Raw genomic sequence first — 17,644 nt, forward strand, 5'->3', positions numbered from 1 at the left:
CTGCCGTTTTACCGGGGGAGCGGCGCCTTAAGAAAGGCCTGCAATCAGGTTGATGGTGAGCGCCACGATAATGGTATTGAAGCCAAACGAGATGAGGCCATGCAGCAACACCGTTTTGCGTAAGCGCGAAGAACTGACCGCGACATCGGATACCTGGAAAGTCATACCGATCACGAACGAGAAATAGGCGAAATCGAGAAAGCCGGGCTGGGGCTCCTCGGGAAACTCCAGTCCGCCGGCATGTACCTCGGGGTGCTGCCGGTGGTCGGCATAAAACATATAGGCATACCGCGTGGTAAAGAGGGTATGTACCAGGGTCCAGGACAGCAGCAGGCCCAGGAAGGCGGTTACCAGCAGGAACGAGAGCTGGCTATGCTCTTTGCGGCCAAGCAGGAGCAGGAATACCGTAAGGAAGCCGGCCATCGTGGCCAACAGCGACAGTACGAATACGGTAATGCCCTTTTCGTGCTGCAATTGTGCCTCCCTGCGCATAACGCTGTGACTGAGTGGTTTAAAAAAACCGACCCAGCTCAGCAGCAGGAAACAAAGACAGAAAATATCCCAGCCGAGCAGGATGCACAGGGCTTGCTGGGTGCCGGCCCCGGATGCGGCCAAGTAGGTAATGATGCCTGCCAATGCGCTGATTGCCAGCTTTTTTGCGCCACTTAAGCGGTGAGAAACCGGTGCTTTTTTGCTCATTATAGTTCTAAGATAATGATTATTTGTAATAAAGGTTATTTCTGGAAATGTTTCTTATATTTGCCTTTTCCAATAAACTTTAAATAAGTAAATGAGTATCATAATTCTCCTGGTTTTTGCATATTTGATCGGCTCCATACCAACGGCAGTTTGGGTTAGTAAAAGGATTTACGGACTGGATATCAGGGAACACGGCAGCGGTAATGCAGGCGCTACCAATACATTCAGGGTTTTAGGAAAAAAAGCAGGTATCGGCGTCATGATCGTGGATATGCTGAAAGGTTTTGTGGCAGTGAAGTTATCTTATCTTGCCGGTTTTCATTCCGGTTCCGAACAACTTACTAATTTACAGGTTGGCCTGGGCCTTTGCGCCGTAGTAGGCCATATCTTTCCCATATGGGCCGGTTTCCGGGGCGGTAAGGGTATTGCAACCCTCTTCGGTATGATCCTGGCTATCCATCCTATTGTTGCGATCAGCCTGGTGGCCGTATTCCTGCTGATGCTCTTCCTGACCCGTTACGTATCCCTGAGCTCTATGGCGGCCAGCGTGGCTTTCCCCGTACTGATCCTCTTTATTTTTAAAGACCAGGCGCCCGAGATCTCTTATAAACTGTTTGCCATTGCTACGGCTTGTATGGTAGTGCTTACCCATCATAAAAACATCAGCAGGCTGCTTGCCGGTAATGAAAGCAAAGTACGCCTGATCAAACGCAGGAAATAACGATACGGATAAACGATATTCAGAAAAGTCTTTCGCGGTTTTGCGGAAGACTTTTTTAATTGCCTACCGCAAAGCCTGTATTTTTTATTAATTTGGCTGTCGCTAGGTTTTCTGTGAACTAATTACGCAGAAATGTATTTTAACCTGTAAAAGCTAACCGATGAAAAGTCTGTCCCTGCTCCGTACCCTTGCATTGGCTGCCGTTGCACTTTCGGCGCCGGCCTGCTACCGCAATCCCGTTACCGGCCGCTCTTCGCTCAACCTCGTGGATGAGGGCACGCTCAACAATATGTCGCAGCAGCAATACACGAGCTTTATGGCCACCAATAAGCCGGTAAACGGCACCGGCGACGCTACCCAGGTAAAGCGGGTAGGCGAGAAGCTGGCGGCCGCGATCAACCGGTATTTTGCCTCCAAGGGGCAGAGTAGTGTATTGAACGGTTATAAATGGGAGTTTAACCTGGTCAATTCGAAAGAGGCCAATGCCTGGTGTATGCCGGGTGGCAAGGTAGTAGTATACTCCGGTATATTGCCGGTAACGAAAACCGAGGCCGGCTTGGCCGTGGTGATGGGGCACGAGATCGCGCATGCCATTGCCCGCCACGGCAACGAGCGTATGAGCCAGGGCCTGGTGCAACAGGCCGGCGGAGCGGCGCTTTCGGTAGCGCTGGCCAATAAACCTGCAGAGACACAACAGTTGTTTAATACGGCCTACGGCGTTACCAGCAATGTGGTGGGTATCCTACCTTATTCCCGCAAGCATGAGAGCGAGGCCGATGAAATGGGGCTTATCTTTATGGCTATGGCGGGTTACGATCCCAACGAGGCGGTAGCCTTCTGGCAACGTATGGCCGCCCTGGGCGGCAGTAAGCCACCGGAGTTGCTGAGCACGCACCCGGGCGACCAGACCCGCATCGACCAGATCAAAAAGCTGATCCCGAAAGCGATGCAATACTATACCAAAAACTAGGCCCCGTAAGACCTCCTCAACGACTGCCGCATGCTGCATCCTTTTTTTAAAGTCTCTCCGCTTAAAAGAATCCTCAGTTATATCGTACCGGTAACTGTGGCGTATAGCCATGGCACCGAAAATACCTTCCTCGAGTTTATCCTCTACCGTAACCAGTGGCAGCTGGCCACCGAGGATGCGCTGTATTCCGACGGCAACCGGTATGAACCTTTCCGGCTGGCGTTTAAGCATATCGAAAAGCAGCACCTGGCAACACTTTCCAGCTGTCTTATACTCGGTACGGGCCTGGGCAGCATCGCCCAGATCCTCTGCAGCCGCTACGGCTACAAGGGGCATTTTTCGCTGGTGGAAATAGACCGTACCATATTGGATTGGGCCACCGACCAGTTAACCACACAGGGTATCGTTAACATTAGCGCCCATTGCTGCAATGCCGCGGGTTTTGTAAAAGAAGATGTAAAACAGTACGACCTGGTCTGTATCGATATCTTCCAGGGCCGCGAGGTGCCCGAGGTATTTACCGAGCTCGAGTTTTTGCGTAATGCCAGGCAAAGGCTTGCTGAGGGCGGCATCTGGATCATGAACTATATCATCAACGATGAAAAGGAACTGGCCGCCTATATGAGAAATATACGTTCGGTTTTTTCGGTGGTGGATGTGGTGGAAAAGGGCGAGAACCGCATTCTTATTTGCCGCTAAGGCTGGCTGTAAGTCCCCTGGGGACTAGTTTATAGCCGACTGGAAAATATAAAGGCTTTGGTTATTGCGCAATAAAATTACCGTAACCACAAGCGTATACCATACAAAAGCGCGGGTCTCCATAAGGGGACCCGCGCTTTTGTATACAACGGAAAAAACTAGCCGAGGTAAGACTTCAGCAGCTTACAACGGTTGGTCGTTCTCAGTTTGGTAATGGCTTTATCCTTGATCTGGCGCACCCTTTCGCGGGTCAGGCCGAAGCGCTCGCCGATGTCTTCGAGCGATACGGGGTTTTCGGAACCGATACCGAAATACAGCATCAGCACATCGCGCTGGCGGTCGGTAAGCGTGCTTAAGGAGCGGGCTACTTCGAGGCGCAGCGAATCGCAATGTTCGATCTGGCGGTCGGCTTTAAGCGAGTTGCCGTTTTCCAGTACGTCGAGCAGGGTATTGTCTTCGCCATCGATAAACGGCGCATCCATGCTTACATGGCGTGCGGCCACGCCCAGCGTGGTTTCTACTTCGTCGAGCTCGATGCCCAGCAGGCTGGCCAGCTCTTCGGAGGAGGGTTCGCGTTCGTATTCCTGCTCGAGCAGGGAGTAAGCTTTGCTGATCTTATTGGTCAGGCCCACTTTATTGAGCGGCAGGCGTACGATACGGCTTTGTTCGGCGAGTGCCTGGAGGATCGATTGGCGGATCCACCATACGGCATACGAAATGAATTTAAAACCCCTGGTTTCGTCAAAGCGTTGTGCTGCTTTGATAAGGCCCAGGTTACCTTCGTTGATCAGGTCGCTGAGGGATAAACCCTGGTTCTGATATTGTTTAGCCACTGAAACCACGAAACGTAAATTGGCATTGGTCAGTTTTTCCAGGGCGTGTTGATCGCCCTGTTTTATTCGGACCGCCAATTGCACTTCCTCTTCGGGGGTTATGAGGTCAACTTTACCAATTTCCTGGAGATACTTTTCTAAAGACTGGCTCTCTCTATTGGTAATAGATTTCGTGATTTTCAATTGACGCATGGACATGTGTGTGTAAAATTTTAATTACAAATAGGATGATTTTTATTTCAATTAACAATTAGACAACAATATAGCAAAGCTAACGATTCAGAACGTTTAACCCAAAAAAAATTAAATAAATATTAACATGCTTGGGGCAAGGGTTTGGCGCTACTTTGATAGAAATGAGAAATTAAACCGAAAAAAAACTTTGATAATTGGGTTCTTTTTATATTATTGCAACCGGTATCGGACGGCAATACCGAATTCACAATATTTAATACATTCTATGAAGTCAAAAAAAGCAATGTTCACAGTAGAGTATCCGGTGAGATGTTCTCCAGCTATCTTATATGAATTTTTATCGACGCCCAATGGTTTACAGGAATGGTTTGCAGATAAGGTCGACCAGAAAGAAGATACTTTCTATTTCAGCTGGAACAGTGCCACCGATGAAGCAGAGCGCGTAGGTTTTGAGGAAAACGAATTTGTACGCTACCGCTGGGAGTATTACGGCGATGAAGAGTTTTTTGAATTCAGGATTATGCAAAGCCCTGTTACCAACGAAACGATTTTACAGATCACCGATTTTGCCGATAAAACAGATGTAAAAGACCAGCAGCAACTCTGGAATACACAGGTAAGCGACCTGAAACACCGCATCGGCAGCTAATCTTAACGATATTTATACCGGCGCCGGGCAATAAGCTGCAGCGCTGCACGTTAAAAAAAACAAGCGTATCTGAACGATACGCTTTATTTTTGCAGCCGGCGCCAACCGCCTCTATTATAATATCGACCAGCCTTCATGAATATCCGCATAAAAAAATTAGACCTGCTCATCCTGCGCAGTTTTATGGGGCCCTTCGTGGTTACGTTCTTCGTGGTGCTCTTCGCGTTTACCATGCAGTTCTACTGGCTGTATATGGACGAGCTGATCGGCAAGGGCCTGGGCGTATGGCTTATGGTGCAGCTCATGGCCCTCATGTCGGCTACCCTGTTTCCCTTTGCCCTGCCGCTGGGTATCCTCCTGGCTTCCATTATGACCTTTGGCAGCCTGGGCGAGAACTACGAACTCGTCGCCATCAAATCGTCGGGCATTTCCCTGTTCCGCTTTATGCGCCCGCTTATCGTCTTTATCGCTTTTATCGCGGTATTCGCTTTCTTTTTTAACAACTACGTCATCCCGGTCACCAATCTTAAATCCTATTCGCTGCTGTACGATATGCGTAACCAGAAGCCGACCATGGACATTAAGGAGGGTATCTTTAACCGCGATATCGATGGGTTTGCCATCAGGGTAGGGAAGAAAGGCAAGGACGGGCAGACCATCAAGGACGTGATCATTTACGACCACACTACGGGCCAGGGTAATAACAACGCGGTATACGCCACCAGTGGCCGTATGTATCCCTCGCCGGATAACCGCTACCTTATTTTTGAACTGCACAATGGCTGCCGTTACGAAGAGGATAACAGCAGGGGCATGAATTACCAGACCCGCATGAATTTCGGGAAATGGTATAAGGTGTTCGACCTTTCCAAATTTGCCTTTACCCGTACCAAAGAAGAACTCTTTAAGGGTAACGAAGAGATGATGAATGTGGGACAGTTGCGCTACAATATCGACAGCTTCTACAAAAAACGCGAGTTCACTACCCGCGATATCGACCGCTACCTGGACCCTTATTTTTCCATTTACCAGAAGCGGCATAAAGACAGCGTGCTGTACCAGCAACTGGAGCAGTACAAGGGCAGGACCGTTGCTTATAAACAATCGTTCTTCGATATCGTGCCTGATAGCCTGCACCAGCGCACGGTACAGACCACCGAGTCCAACCTGCGCAACCTGCAGCGCCTGGTGGGTATCGTATCGGCCGATACCAAGGTGCAAAGCGAAAAGATCAACAGTTTCGAGATTGCCTGGCATAAAAAATATACCCTTTCCTTTGCCTGTATGCTCCTGTTCCTGATCGGGGCGCCGCTTGGCGCTATTATCCGTAAAGGTGGCCTGGGCATGCCGGTGGTTATTGCCATCGTGTTTTTTATTATCTACTTTATTATATCGAGTACCGGTGAAAAGCTGGCACAGCAAGGGGCGGTAACGCCCTGGTACGGTATGTGGCTGGCCACAGCCGTGTTATTGCCCATCGCTTTTGTGATCATGGTTACGGCGCGCAACGATTCGCCGGTATTTAATAAAGAGTGGTATGTAAGAATGTGGTCGAAGATCAAAGGGCGATTCGTAAAAGAAAAGAAAGAGCAAACGCCTGCTGCCAAGCGTTGATAGCGCAGCAAGCGGCGTTGCCGTATGTATCTCTCATGGAAAACAGCATGGCTTCTTCAGGTTCCCTAAGCCGCCGGGGGCGGTTGCAGGGCGGTATCTATTTTATCGGGTTTGCCGTAGTATGGTTGCTGGCCGGCGGTGTATTGCTGGCGCTCGAGCAGGAGCGCAGTATCTACCGCGCCATCAACGGGCAGCATACCCCGCTGCTCGATACGGTGCTGCCATATGTTACCCATATGGGCGAGGCCACCTTTATCATCCCGGTATTGTTCCTGCTGTTCCTCTTCAAACGCTTCCGCAACGGGCGTTTTGCGCTGGCTATGCTGCTGTGTAATATTACGCCTTTCCTGGTGGTGCAGGCTATTAAAGGCCTGGTCAATGCCCCCCGTCCTTTATTGTATTTCGACAATGCCAGCTGGATCAACCGGGTGGCCGGCCAGCCCGAAAACTATAATTACAGTTTTCCCTCGGGACATAGCGAAGGCGCATTCGGCCTGTTCTGTTTCCTGTCGCTGATCCTGCCACGCCGTTATGCGCCCTGGGGTATCGTGTTCTTTGGTATTGCCCTGTCTATCGGTTATTCCCGCATTTATCTCTCCCAGCATTTCTATGCCGATGTATATGCAGGCAGCCTGTTGGGTACCTTTTGCTGTGCCTTGTCGTTCTGGCTGGTCGATCCCTTCCGTATGCGCAGGCAGCAGGGGGTGCTTTAATAAAAGGCATCTTCGAAATGAACGATCTCTGCGGCTTTGCCGGCTTTTATTAAAATCGCGATCACATCGAAGCGGATGGGCTGTTCGCTGTCGTTAGCTTCGAGGTAAGCCATGGCGGCCTCTTTCAGGTGTTGCTGCTTGCGGTAATGTACCGCTTCTTCGGGAAAGCCGAATTGGTAACCGCTGCGGGCTTTTATTTCCGAAAACACCAGTATGGCGCCGTCCAGCGAAATAATGTCGATTTCCCTATGGCCCGAACGGTAGTTTGTAGCGATTATGGTATGGCCCTTATTAATTAAAAATTGACAGGCCAATATTTCACCGTTCTTCCCTAATTCATTATGTTTGCTCAATTTTTAACTTTAATTTAGACCGATGGACAAATTAATTGCTTCATTTACCGCACAGTTGAGGGAAGCGTTACAGATAGGGGCTTCCTTTAATTTTCAACATGAAGCGAAACCTGTTCAGCATGTGGTAATCTCCGGCCTGGGCGGTAGTGGTATAGGCGCAAGCATTGTCCAAAATTATACATCCGGTAATATAAAAGTACCGGTAATTGTCAATAAAAATTATTTCCTGCCGGCCTTTGTCAACGAACACTCGCTGGTGATCATATCTTCCTATTCGGGTAATACCGAAGAGACCATACAGGCCTTTAAAGAAGCGGTACGCAAAAAAGCAACGGTGGTATGTATTACCTCCGGTGGCACCATTGCCCGCGAGGCCGGCCGTAAAAAGCTGGACTGCATTATTATCCCGCCGGGTATGCCGCCACGGGCCTGTCTTTGCTACTCTTTTGTACAGGCCTTATACATCCTGAACCGTTATGGCCTGATCAACAAGAGCTTTGAAAAAGACCTGAAGAAAACCATAGGCCTGCTGGACGACAACGAAAAAGCCATTAAGGACCAGGCCAAAAAAATGGCCCGCAAAATGAATGGCAAATTGCCCATCCTGTATGTCGACGCGCATATGGAAGGCGTGGCCGTGCGCTGGCGCCAGCAGATCAACGAAAATGCCAAGATGCTGTGCTGGCACAATATCGTTCCGGAAATGAACCACAACGAAATTGTAGGCTGGAAAGACAAACGGGACGATTGCGTAGTGGTATTCCTGCGTAATGAGAATGATTACGAAAGGGTGCAGATGCGCATGGAGATCAATAAAAAAATGATCCGCAAGTGTACCAGCCAGGTTTACGAGATCTGGTCGAAAGGCAGCAGCTACCTGGAGCAGGCGCTGTACCTGGTGTACATCGGCGATTGGTTGTCCTGGTACCTCGCGGTAGACCATCATGTAGATGCCAACGAGGTAGCCGCGATCGACTTTTTAAAGGGGGAACTGCTCCGGTAGGACAGGGTTACCCGGTAACAGATTTTTAAATCCCGGTTGCTTCAGGTACCGGGATTTTTCTTGTCCATTTTTTACATCGTTATTAGCACCGAAAGCCGGAAATTTGTGCTGGTATCTATAAAATAAGTTCCCTTGCGCCGTTTTTTTGTACAGAATGTTTTCTTTCTTATTCTCATCAACCTTATCGTAAAGCCGCTGTGGATCTTTGCGATCGACCGTAATGTGCAGAATGCGGTAGGGCATGAGATCTATGGGCAATACGGCGCCCTGTTTAACTTTACCGTTATTTTTCAGGTATTGCTCGACTTCGGCTTGCAGAGTTACAACAGCCGTACGGTAGCGCAGTCGCCCCGCACGCTGCAAAGCATGTTGCCCAATATTATGGTGGCCAAGCTCATGCTTTCGGTAGCGTACCTGCTGCTGGTTATGGGGCTGGGCCTGGTTATGGGTTATCGCGGGCAGGTGCTCCTGCTGTTGTTCCTGCTGGGTATCGTACAGGTGCTTACCTCCTTCCTGTTGTACCTGCGCAGTAATGTGTCGGCCCTGCATAAGTTCAAGACGGATAGCCTGCTCTCGGTCGCCGACCGTTTTTTTATGATCGGTATTTGTTCCCTGCTGTTGTTCCATCCGTATTTTTCGGGCCGGTTCCGGATCGAATGGTTCGTGTATGCGCAGATCGCGGCCTATCTCACCACATCGGTAATCGCGCTGGTTATCTGTACCCGCCTCAGTCCCATCAGCTGGCGGCATTACGACCTGCGCAAGGTCTGGGCCATTTGTAAAAAGAGCGGTCCTTACGCCTTGCTCATTTTCCTGATGGCCATTTACCTGCGGGCCGATATGGCTATTATCGAGCGGCTGCTGCCTGATGGGAAATACCAGGCCGGTGTATATGCGGCAGCCTACCGCTTCCTGGATGTGGCCAATAATATAACCGGAGTGCTGTTTGCCGGTATGCTGCTGCCTATATTTGGCCGTATGCTGGCCCAGCAGGAGCCCGTACAGCCCCTGCTGCGGCTTACGGTAAACCTGCTGTTGCCTGTGGCAATAACTGCCGTAGTTGCTGCGTTCCTGTTAGGACCGGCCATTATGAAGGCGAATTACCATGAGGCCACGGATTACGACGGGCAGGTATTCGCGTTGCTGATGCTGGCCTATCCCGGTTTTTGTATCGGGTATATTTATTCTACCTTACTGGTGGCTAACGGCAATATACGCTTGCTCACCATCAATTCGGTAATAGCGGTAGTGATCAACCTCGGCATGAATTTTGCATTGATACCCCGGTACGGTGCCTGGGCTGCAGCCCTGAGCTGTTGCGTTACGCAATTGTTCCTGTCGTTGATCAATATCGGCTGCGCCCGCAGGTTAATGCAATTACCGCGCAACTATAAATGGCTGGGGCAGTACCTGTTATTTACCGTGCTGGTCGTGGCTGCGGGTATGGGGGTCATGCGGTTGCAGGCGCACCTGCTCTTGCAGCTGCTGCTGATCGCTGCGGGCGGCGGACTGGCTATGCTGTTGTGCGGTTTTGTGCCGTTTAAGAAGATTGCGGAAATGCTGGTCAAGAGATGATATTTTATTGCAATAAGACATTTTTCCAAATAATACCGTAATCTTGCATCGTCTGGAAAAAAAACGGGAATTTTGATTTTCCCGGATTTTTATATTTTTTAAATACAAATTACTGCGGCGCCGGGTGCCGGTCTGCAGGAGCATAACATGGCTAAGAACCTATTAATTGTGGAGTCGCCTGCCAAGGCAAAAACCATTGAAAAGATTCTGGGTAAGGATTTTGAAGTGAAATCAAGTTTCGGACATATCCGTGATCTCGACAAAGAGGGGATGGGTATTGATATAGAACACGGATTTACGCCAAGATATAGTGTATCAGATGACAAGAAGAAAGTGGTTGCAGAACTGAGGGCTAAAGCGAAAGCGGCCAACGAAGTATGGCTGGCAACGGATGAGGACCGCGAAGGGGAAGCGATAAGCTGGCACCTTTGCGAAGTGCTGGGCCTGAACCCCGCCCAGACAAAACGTATTGTTTTCCACGAAATTACCAAACCTGCCATACAGGCCGCTGTAACCAATCCGCGGCTGGTCGATATGAACCTGGTTAATGCGCAACAGGCGCGCCGGGTACTGGATCGCCTGGTGGGTTTCGAAATATCGCCCGTACTGTGGCGCAAACTGAGCGGTGGCAGCAGCCTGAGCGCCGGCCGTGTGCAATCGGTAGCGGTACGCCTTATCGTAGAACGCGAAAGAGAGATCAACCAGTTTAAGGCCACCAGCGACTACCGGACCGAGGCTACTTTTGAAGCCAATGATATCAACGGCCGTAAGGTGAACTTCAAAGCCGAAGGCGCGCGTTTTGCAGATAATAAGACCGCCAGGACCTTTCTCGAAAAATGCGTACAAGCCAGCTTTAAGGTAGAAGATGTACAGGTTAAACCCGGCAAACGCTCGCCGGCAGCGCCTTTTACCACTTCTACCCTGCAGCAGGAGGCCAGCCGTAAACTGGGTATGTCGGTATCGCGCACCATGCGTGTGGCGCAAACCCTTTACGAAAATGGTCATATTACCTATATGCGTACCGACTCGGTAAACCTGTCGGTGACTGCGCTCGAAAACGCTGCCGAAGTGATCCGCCGCCAGTTTGGCGAGCCTTATTACCAGCGTCGCCAGTTCCAGAACAAGAACCAGTCGGCCCAGGAGGCGCACGAGGCCATCAGGCCTACCGATATGGCAGTAAGCAATATCGGCGATGTCGACGGGCAACGCCTGTACGAACTGATCTGGAAGCGTACCCTGGCCTCGCAGATGGCCGATGCGCAACTGGAAAAAACAGTAGCCCGAATCGGTATTTCTACCGTAAACGATAAACTGACCGCTACCGGCGAAGTGCTGAAATTTGAAGGCTTCCTTAAAGTATATATCGAGAGTAAGGACGATGAGGATGAAGACGAGAACACCGGTATGCTGCCGCCGCTGGTTGCAGGCCAGGCCCTGCCGCTGGTAGAGCTGAAAACCACAGAACGCTTTAGCCGCCCGGCTCCCCGTTATACGGAGGCTTCGCTGGTTAAGAAGTTGGAAGAACTGGGTATCGGCCGCCCGTCTACCTACGCACCAACCATCAGTACGGTACAGCAGCGTAACTATGTAGAGCGTAAGGACCGCGAAGGCGTACAGCGCAACTTCCAGGTGCTTCGCCTGCGCAACAACGAAATTACCGAAGTACAATCTACCGAAAATACCGGCGCCGAAAAAGGCAAATTGTTCCCTACCGATCTCGGTATGGTGGTTACCGACTTCCTCAACGAACACTTTACCCAGATCATGGATTATGGCTTTACGGCCAATATCGAAAACGAATTCGACCAGATCGCAGCGGGCAAAAAAGTGTGGAATAATATGATCGGCAATTTCTACGAACCCTTCCATAAAACGGTGGAAGAAACTATGGAAAATGCTGAGCGGGTTAAAGGCGAACGCGTACTGGGTCCCGACCCGGAAAGCGGTAAGCCCGTAGTGGCCCGCCTGGGCCGCTTTGGCCCGATGGTACAGATCGGCAGCGCCGAAGACGAGGATAAACCCCGCTTCGCTACGATCAAGTCAACGCAGAGTATCGAGACCATTACGCTTGAAGAAGCGCTGGACCTCTTTAAGCTGCCCTTTACCCTCGGCGACTTCGAAGACAAGGAAGTGAGTGTAGGTGCCGGCCGCTTTGGTCCTTATGTAAAATGGGGCGAACAATTTATCTCCATACCCCGCACCGAAGACCCGCTTACTGTAGATATGGACCGTGCCCTGGAACTGATCCGGGAAAAACAGGAGGCCGATGCGCCGATCGGTTACTACGACGGTAAGCCGGTAAGCAAGGGCAAAGGCCGTTTCGGTCCTTTTATCAAATGGGAAGACCTCTTTATCAATATACCCCGGGCTTACGATTTCGATAACCTGAAACAAAGCGATGTCGACGAGCTGGTAAGTAAAAAACTGGAGAAAGAAGCCAATCGCTTTATCCAGCAATGGCCCGAAGAGAAGATCGCGATCGAAAACGGCCGTTGGGGCCCCTTTATCCGGTTTGGCAAACAGATGCTGAAGCTGGGTCGCAGGGCCGATGGCGAAAAGTATACCGCCGAAGACCTGGCCGGTATTGGCCTGGAAGAAGTAAAGCAGATGATCGTAGCCATAGACCCGACGGCATTCGAAAAGAAAACGAAAAAGGCAGCGGCTAAAAAAGCACCGGCTAAGAAAGGCGTGGCGCTTAAAAAGACCGCCACTGTCAAAAAAGCCGCTTCTAAAAAAGCCGCGCCCAAGAAAGAGGCTGCCAAGAAAAAATAACAGGATACCGTATAAAGAAAGCCTGCAACACAGCGTTGCAGGCTTTCTTGCTTATATATATCGTCAGCGTTGGTTTATAGTTTTACGATCCCGTTGCGGATGGCATACATTACCAGTCCCACGCGGGTTTTGACCTGCAGCTTCTCACAGATCTTTTCGCGGTATCCTTCCACCGTTTTAGGACTGAGGAACATTTTATCGGCAATCTCCTTATACGTCATCTCGCTGGCCATCAGGTGCAGCAGCTCCATTTCCCGCTCCGATAGCAGTTTGGCGGGCACCAGCCTGGGGTCTGTTTCCGTATTGTTGATAATATGGATCAGGTGCTGCGATACCATGGGCGAGTAGTAGAAGCCGTGCCTTTGCACTTCGTGCATTGCCCGCAGCAGTTCCGAGGGCTCGGCATCTTTAAGGATATAACCCCGGGCGCCGCAACGCAACATACGGATAATACACTCTTCGCTGTCGTACATCGACAGGGCAATCACCTTTACCTGCTTGTGGTTCTGGAACAGCCATTGGGTGGCGCTGTAGCCGTCCATCAGCGGCATATTGATATCCATAAGGATCACATTGGGCAGCGGATGCTTCTCGAGCTGTTGCTGCATATCGATACCGTTATCCGCCTCGAACAGCACGTCGAAGTCGGGGTTGTTGCGGATAAAGCTCGACAGCCCGTTCCGCAGTAATTTATGATCGTCGATCAGGGCAACAGTGATCATGGTGGATAATGATTAAAGTAAAAAAGATAAAAGCCGGTTACTGGTCGCCGCTGTTTACGGTAATGCCGATCTGCGTGCCTTTGCCCGGTGTACTGGTTATCGAGAGGGTGCAGCCGATCAGTTTGCTGCGATGCTCCATATTCAATATGCCTACTCCTTTGCCGGTTTGCTGCATGTCGAAACCGTTGCCGTTATCGCGTACGCTTATATTTAAGGCGGTATCGGTATAGTCCATTTTTATGGCTACATGTGTGGCCCCGGCATGTTTTACGGTATTGTTCAGGCATTCCTGTATCATGCGGTACAGGATCAGCCGGCGTTCGGGGCTGATGGTAAATGCCGTGCCCCGGGTCTCGAAATCAGTTTCAAATTTACGCGTGCGTTTCAACATATCCAGCTCCCGCAGTATAGATTCTTCCAGGTTCTTTTCCTTTACGTAATCGGTATTCAGCGTTTTGGAAATATCGCGGAGGTCGTTGATCGCAGTATTCAGCAGTTCTTTGGTTTGGGTAACATGCTCCCGTATCGGCTCCTGGTCGTTCATGGCGATCAGGGAGATGTTGAGTTTGGCCAGGCTCAGTACCTGCCCGATATTGTCGTGCAGCTCCTGCGACAGGGAGTGAAAGGTAGACTCCTGGGCTTCGAGCTGCGCCTGGAGCAGTTCCTGCCGGAATTCTTCTTCCAGTTTCAGGCGCTGATCGTAATACTCCCTTTGTTTTTTACGGTAAAGAACAATCAGGAAGATGAGCGTGAGCGCAAAGAAAAGCAGGATGGCAGTGCCTCCCAGGATCGTGACTAATATTTCGTTGGTTTGCTGCGGCACGATAAGTTATATTAAATCGGTTGAATGCTGTAGGCCCAGCCTGGTGCAAACTTAGTACTGCTTTCTGGCAATGGCAAATGCCACCAGGTAGAGCAGGTACAGGACCAGGTTCATCATATTGCTCATGATATTGAGGCTATGGGAAAAGGCCGGGTTAACGTGTTCGATATAGGCGCTGTACCCAAATAAGAGTACCGTGCCGGGATAGTACAGGAAATTACTGCAGTTGATCCAGAAGTTACCGTCAGATTTCAACGAATGCTGTATCGGTTTTTGCAGCAGCTCGTAAAAGAAACAACCACTCCACACCGATACGCATACCGCAAGGAATACAAAATCGATGTAATTGTTTTGCCAGAGATACCCGGGGGTGGCCAGGGAAAGCACAAATACGGCGGTAAGAAAAAAAACGAGGCCGGCATACAGCAGCTTTCGCTTGTTACGGGCCAGCAATACATGATAGTAGACCAGCAGGAGCAGCAGTTCGCCTATAAAGTAGAGATGGTCTACCAGTGCGATATAGGGCGCCTTAAGTTGTCTTTTGGTTACCTCGGTTACCAGTACGGTGATGATGATGCCGAGCATCACTTTGAGCGCCGGGCCCAGATGCTTCCTCCTGATGATCCCCACGGCAATGTTACCACAGAGTAATAAAATGTATAAATACCAGAGCGACATTGTCGGTGTATTAGGGGTAATGGCTGTAGGGTATATTCCGGCGCGCTCCTTGCCCGGGCCGGGGCTCCGGCAGGGAGCACGGGAATATAGGTACGGTAATTGCTTAACGGAGCACGGTATCTAAATCGCCGAAGGTCCTGGTATTTTTCCAGGTTTCTTCGCCATGCAGCTGTCCGTTGCAATGCAGGTCGAGTATCTGGAAGCTATTGTCTGAAGCCAGCAGGGATACCGTCAGTTTCTGAATGCCTTCCACGGTATGGATACCGGGCAGTGCCGCGATATAGCCGTCGGTGGGCACCTTGTTCAGCAAACGCTGCACGCGGCTCCTGTCCATAAAGATCGCCATGTTGTCATCATTGGGATCGTCGTGACAAATGCCGGAAGCGTTGGCCACCAGGGTTTCCCGCAGGTTTATCGAGTATTGCCTGATGTTATCGTAGGTTTCGCCGGGCGACGGGCTTTCCGCCATTGCATTATTGAGTAACAGCTTCACTTCGTTATACACGGAGTTATCTACAACCGGTTGGATGGTGGTCAGTATCTGGGCGACCTGAGCTAACGTTAATGCCATGTTCAATGGATTTTAAATTTATTAAGGAGGGGATCTGCCTGCAAAGGTAGAATTTTATAACGGCCTACAGAACAGTAGTTTCCCTCGGGAAGGCAGGGGAAATTTCCCCTGTTTGAATTCCGGAGTTTTACTCTTGTACAGGCTTGCGGGGCGCTGTATTTTTGCATCATCAATCGGGAACGAAATGATTGTTGCCCCGGTAAACACCAGGAACCATGAATTAAACTTACCCCCCTATATACCATGTTGCGGGGTACCCCCGTCGGGACTTTTGTAGCTGAATCTGTCACCGCACGGCCTGCAACAAACAACCAATGCACCGAAAACAATTGGTTGGAAATGCCCGGAGTCTGCACCGGCCCATTTCTCGAAAGTTTACTGTACTCCCAAACCAGTAAACTTTCTTTTTTTTATACCCCTGCCTTACGGCGTCCCTTCCAAACAATAAGGCCTACCTGGATCATAAGCGAGATAAAGATAAGCGCCATGCCCAGGTAAAAGCCCAGGCCCAGCTGGTTGTTTTCCTGGAAGATAAGGAAAGCCAGGATAACCCCGTACACCGGTTCGAGGTTTACCGATAAGGTAATGGTAAATGCAGACAGGCTTTTGAGCGCGCTCATGGCCAGCGACTGGCCCCATACCGTACAGCAATAACTCAGCAGGAAGATCCACAGATAATCCCATTCGCGGGGCAGCAAGGCTTCGGCCGGGTGCTGCGCCAGGTAAAAGGGCGCCAGCAGGCTCAGGAATACCAGGCCGGTGGTCATCTCGTAAAATACCAGGTTGCGGGCAGGGTAGCGCTCGGCCAGCGGCTTGTTGAGCACTGTAAATATAGCGCTGATGATAGATGCGATCACACCCAGGGCTATGCCCAGCTGGAAGTCGGCCATCTGGTTGGCCGTGCCGGTATGGTGTGGCTGCAGGGCATAAATACAGTATACACCGCCTACCGCTACAAAACTCAAAAGGATCTCGACCGTGCGGAACCGGCCCTTGTTGAGCAAGGGGTCGAGCAGGGCCGTAAATACACTGGCGGTGGCCAGGCACACCATAGCGATAGAGGCATTGGCGTATTTGATAGAAGCATAAAAGGCTACCCAATGGACTGCGTACATGATGCCGATGCCGATTATTTTGCGGAAGTCGGCCCGTTTTACCGGTAGCCATTCCTTACGCCAGGTAATGATGCCGCCAATGATGAGGGCGGTGATCAGCATGCGGTACCATACCAGTACCGGGGCCGAAAGCGAGATCGCTTTGCCCAGTACACCCGTAAATCCCCAGAGCAGCACTGCCAGGTGGATCTGGAGAAAAGCCTTTTTCATGCGGCTGTTTTTTATAGATTATATTTGCCAGAAAATGACTGCGAAAGTACCGAAGGTTTTATTTTCGCGGTAAAAATATTTTCGCCGATCCCCATGCTGTGGCACGGTTTTTGGCTTAGTGTATTCCAAACAACTTAAAAAGCAACAATCATGAGAAAATTCCTCGTACTCGCCTTATCGGTACTCGCATTAGGGGCTGCCTCTTGCAGCAAGACCAAAAAGCTGGCCAAGCAGCACAACGACCTTCTGGATACTTATAATACCCTGAAAAAAGAGATGGCAGAAGCCCAGGTGACGATGGAAGGGGAAAAAGTAAAAGTGGTATTGCCTGAAGCTGTTTTATTCCGGATCAATTCCGCCGAACTCAACAAAGACTACTTCCCGATCCTGAAAAAGATGTCGGGTGTGATCAATAAATACCCGAGGACCAGCGTACTGGTTACCGGCTTTACCGATAAGACCGGTACCGATGCCTTTAATGTCGACCTCTCCAACAAGCGGGCACAGAGTGCGAAGCAGGTACTGGTCGACAACGGGGTTAAGGATGGCCGTATCTTTACCTGGGGCCTGGGCGCTAAAGATCCTGTAGCCGACAACAATACCGAAGAGGGCCGTAAGCAGAACCGCCGGGTGGAATACGTGATCCTGTACGACTACCAGGGCGAAAAAGGTGGCGATAAAAAATAAAAGATCCGGCATTCCCGGGCAGACATGGACCGCTTGCGGTCC

The 17,644-nt window shown here is 50.4% G+C and carries 18 protein-coding genes; 10 read left to right on the plus strand and 8 right to left on the minus strand.

Annotated elements, in window-relative coordinates:
• Window positions 1-27 precede the first annotated feature (27 nt).
• Window positions 28-699 (minus strand): DUF1345 domain-containing protein, encoded by a 672-nt coding sequence (locus B0I18_RS11065; protein WP_106522771.1) that lies wholly within the window; start codon window positions 697-699, stop codon window positions 28-30.
• 91 nt (window positions 700-790) lie between these two features.
• Between B0I18_RS11065 and plsY the strand changes: the two genes are divergently transcribed.
• From plsY to B0I18_RS11080, 3 genes are all read left to right on the plus strand, one after another.
• Complete coding sequence (gene plsY / locus B0I18_RS11070; RefSeq protein ID WP_106522772.1) at window positions 791-1,420, plus strand: glycerol-3-phosphate 1-O-acyltransferase PlsY; 630 nt, start codon at window positions 791-793, stop codon at window positions 1,418-1,420.
• Between the two features lie 160 nt (window positions 1,421-1,580).
• Window positions 1,581-2,390: a M48 family metallopeptidase gene (locus tag B0I18_RS11075; protein ID WP_106522773.1), complete on the plus strand. Its 810-nt coding sequence runs from the start codon at window positions 1,581-1,583 to the stop codon at window positions 2,388-2,390.
• A gap of 30 nt (window positions 2,391-2,420) precedes the next feature.
• A complete protein-coding gene (locus B0I18_RS11080) occupies window positions 2,421-3,089 on the plus strand; it encodes a spermidine synthase (RefSeq protein WP_106522774.1) in 669 nt (222 codons plus the stop codon).
• 158 nt (window positions 3,090-3,247) lie between these two features.
• On the opposite strand, the gene B0I18_RS11085 is transcribed toward B0I18_RS11080, so the two are convergent.
• Window positions 3,248-4,114 (minus strand): sigma-70 family RNA polymerase sigma factor, encoded by an 867-nt coding sequence (locus tag B0I18_RS11085; RefSeq protein ID WP_106522983.1) that lies wholly within the window; start codon window positions 4,112-4,114, stop codon window positions 3,248-3,250.
• 286 nt (window positions 4,115-4,400) lie between these two features.
• Here B0I18_RS11085 and B0I18_RS11090 point away from each other — a divergent pair, with 286 nt between their 5' ends.
• The 3 genes from B0I18_RS11090 (at window position 4,401) to B0I18_RS11100 (ending at window position 7,093) form a co-directional block, all read left to right on the plus strand.
• Window positions 4,401-4,766 (plus strand): START-like domain-containing protein, encoded by a 366-nt coding sequence (locus B0I18_RS11090; protein ID WP_281257991.1) that lies wholly within the window; start codon window positions 4,401-4,403, stop codon window positions 4,764-4,766.
• Between the two features lie 135 nt (window positions 4,767-4,901).
• Window positions 4,902-6,380 carry an LptF/LptG family permease gene (locus B0I18_RS11095; RefSeq protein WP_106522776.1) on the plus strand — a complete coding sequence of 493 codons (1,479 nt, stop codon included), beginning with the start codon at window positions 4,902-4,904 and terminating at the stop codon, window positions 6,378-6,380.
• A gap of 47 nt (window positions 6,381-6,427) precedes the next feature.
• The gene (locus B0I18_RS11100) at window positions 6,428-7,093 is read left to right on the plus strand and encodes a phosphatase PAP2 family protein (RefSeq protein ID WP_181358428.1); all 666 of its coding nucleotides are present in this window, start codon (window positions 6,428-6,430) and stop codon (window positions 7,091-7,093) included.
• Here the strand turns inward: B0I18_RS11100 and B0I18_RS11105 are convergent.
• Window positions 7,090-7,446, minus strand: a complete 357-nt coding sequence (locus tag B0I18_RS11105; protein ID WP_106522778.1) for a YraN family protein — start codon at window positions 7,444-7,446, stop codon at window positions 7,090-7,092. The two genes, B0I18_RS11100 and B0I18_RS11105, sit on opposite strands and share 4 nt — an antisense overlap.
• A 22-nt stretch (window positions 7,447-7,468) precedes the next feature.
• Between B0I18_RS11105 and B0I18_RS11110 the strand changes: the two genes are divergently transcribed.
• The 3 genes from B0I18_RS11110 to topA all read left to right on the plus strand — a co-directional run bounded on the left by B0I18_RS11110 (window position 7,469) and on the right by topA (window position 12,796).
• A complete protein-coding gene (locus tag B0I18_RS11110) occupies window positions 7,469-8,449 on the plus strand; it encodes a bifunctional phosphoglucose/phosphomannose isomerase (RefSeq protein ID WP_106522779.1) in 981 nt (326 codons plus the stop codon).
• Between the two features lie 132 nt (window positions 8,450-8,581).
• Entirely contained in the window at window positions 8,582-10,024 is a 1,443-nt protein-coding gene (locus B0I18_RS11115) for an oligosaccharide flippase family protein (protein WP_106522780.1), read from the plus strand.
• 147 nt (window positions 10,025-10,171) lie between these two features.
• Window positions 10,172-12,796: a type I DNA topoisomerase gene (gene topA / locus B0I18_RS11120; RefSeq protein WP_106522781.1), complete on the plus strand. Its 2,625-nt coding sequence runs from the start codon at window positions 10,172-10,174 to the stop codon at window positions 12,794-12,796.
• 74 nt (window positions 12,797-12,870) lie between these two features.
• On the opposite strand, the gene B0I18_RS11125 is transcribed toward topA, so the two are convergent.
• From B0I18_RS11125 to B0I18_RS11145, 5 genes are all read right to left on the minus strand, one after another.
• Window positions 12,871-13,518 (minus strand): response regulator transcription factor, encoded by a 648-nt coding sequence (locus B0I18_RS11125; RefSeq protein ID WP_106522782.1) that lies wholly within the window; start codon window positions 13,516-13,518, stop codon window positions 12,871-12,873.
• 37 nt (window positions 13,519-13,555) lie between these two features.
• The gene (locus B0I18_RS11130) at window positions 13,556-14,341 is read right to left on the minus strand and encodes a sensor histidine kinase (RefSeq protein ID WP_106522783.1); all 786 of its coding nucleotides are present in this window, start codon (window positions 14,339-14,341) and stop codon (window positions 13,556-13,558) included.
• A 51-nt stretch (window positions 14,342-14,392) separates the two neighbouring features.
• Window positions 14,393-15,019, minus strand: coding sequence for a hypothetical protein (locus tag B0I18_RS11135; protein WP_106522784.1), 627 nt, complete (start codon window positions 15,017-15,019; stop codon window positions 14,393-14,395).
• A 103-nt stretch (window positions 15,020-15,122) separates the two neighbouring features.
• The gene (locus B0I18_RS11140) at window positions 15,123-15,590 is read right to left on the minus strand and encodes a hypothetical protein (protein ID WP_106522785.1); all 468 of its coding nucleotides are present in this window, start codon (window positions 15,588-15,590) and stop codon (window positions 15,123-15,125) included.
• 410 nt (window positions 15,591-16,000) lie between these two features.
• Window positions 16,001-16,915, minus strand: a complete 915-nt coding sequence (locus B0I18_RS11145) for a DMT family transporter (protein WP_106522786.1) — start codon at window positions 16,913-16,915, stop codon at window positions 16,001-16,003.
• A 150-nt stretch (window positions 16,916-17,065) separates the two neighbouring features.
• On the opposite strand from B0I18_RS11145, the gene B0I18_RS11150 reads away from it, so the two are divergent.
• Window positions 17,066-17,602, plus strand: coding sequence for an OmpA family protein (locus tag B0I18_RS11150; protein ID WP_106522787.1), 537 nt, complete (start codon window positions 17,066-17,068; stop codon window positions 17,600-17,602).
• The last annotated feature ends 42 nt before the right edge of the window (window positions 17,603-17,644 follow it).

It is taken from the genome of Taibaiella chishuiensis, assembly GCF_003014535.1.
GTDB classification, from domain to species: Bacteria; Bacteroidota; Bacteroidia; order Chitinophagales; family Chitinophagaceae; genus Taibaiella; species Taibaiella chishuiensis.